General features: G+C 43.6%; 1 protein-coding gene. It reads right to left on the bottom strand.

Features of this window, described 5'->3' with window-relative positions:
• Positions 1–687 precede the first annotated feature (687 nt).
• The gene (locus tag ACW9UQ_RS18610) at positions 688–1131 is read right to left on the bottom strand and encodes a hypothetical protein (protein WP_458932479.1); all 444 of its coding nucleotides are present in this window, start codon (positions 1129–1131) and stop codon (positions 688–690) included.
• Positions 1132–1312: the final 181 nt, after the last annotated feature.

Raw genomic sequence — 1312 nt, 5'->3', positions numbered from 1 at the left:
TTTGATCATCCCAATGATTTGGACTTCCGTGAAACGGCTCTTTCGCATTCGTTTGCTCCTTCAAAAGGTTGAGCAAACTCTACATCAGAACGAGGGAAGTTTCGGGGGGCAGGTCACATCAAAACCAACTTCTCTGATATCCTTCTTAAATTGGTTGATTGCGCGATTCTTTTCTTGCGCTCCATTGCCGCCAAGCTCTTGATAGTAGTCCCTCAGGGTTTCCGCTCGCCCCACTCTATTATAGTTTTCCTCAAAGTTATCTTTTGTAACTGGGACCATGCCCCAGCCTTTCACATAAACAGCATAATCCGTCCCATTGTAGATTCGCTCTTTTTCTGGGAACCTGAAACCAAGCGAAAAAACAGCAACAATAAACTGAAAGTCATTGACCTCGTCGACTTGCTAGCTGACATTAAGCTCGGGGAGACCAAAACTATCAGACTCACTATCCGGAAAGCCTAAACCCACACCTTTTCCTAGTTCACCCTCACCAATTATTGGGGCTGTAAGACTTCCTGTAAACGCTCCGGCGGTCCCGGAAAGAGTAGCGTCGCCTGAAAAACTAGGGCCGCTATACCCATCCTTTCCGAATGTAGCGGAGAAAGATATATCTCCATTAACATTAAGCCAGTCGGGGCCAACTTGTCCGTCTACAACTGATAATCCAAAAGATACTTCAACCATAAATCACCTCACAAAATCATATACTTCATCAAAATCTGAAGAGACATGAGTTTTAATGAAAACCCATTTTCCACCAATGTTCCCGAGCGCAAAAAAAGCGAACAAGGTTCTACTATCGTCGTGAAATACTACAAAACTAGTATAATATAATTTTTTATTTTCTGAAATAAGAACCGTACATGATGCGAACCCATCTTCCGCATATTCCTCAAGACCGGATGACAAGTTCAACCTTTTTTCAGGCGCGACTTTTTTATTAGGATCAATTAAGTCTACAAATTGGATATAATCGCCGGTTCGAATTCTATCTAAAGGCTCGACCAGTTCCATGGGCACATTCTTGGCTGAGATACCGCAGACCTCATCGGTGCCAGCAAGCGCGGGAGACGAAATCCCTGAGACAATGCAACATATCGAGAGAACCGCATTCATCCAAACATAGCGCATAAATCAATCTCCAATTTTATGTACTCTTAAGCAAAAAGAGCTTCGCTTTGGTGAGATGTCAATCATTCTAGAGCGCCGTCCTTGAAATCTGAATCGGTGGGATTCCCACGATGCGGATTTTGTGATTCACTATATTTGGAGGTGGAACATGGGCAAATCGCTATCACTGGATATTCGGGAG

The sequence above is a fragment of the Halovulum sp. GXIMD14793 genome, from assembly GCF_054457435.1.
The sequence above is the reverse complement of the archived record's forward strand: the minus strand, read 5'-3'. Positions and strand labels throughout refer to the sequence as shown.

Bases quoted from the DNA above. Each gene is read 5' to 3' on its own strand.
- ACW9UQ_RS18610 (WP_458932479.1), bottom strand. From the start codon at position 1,131: ATGCGCTATGTTTGGATGAATGCGGTTCTCTCGATATGTTGCATTGTC.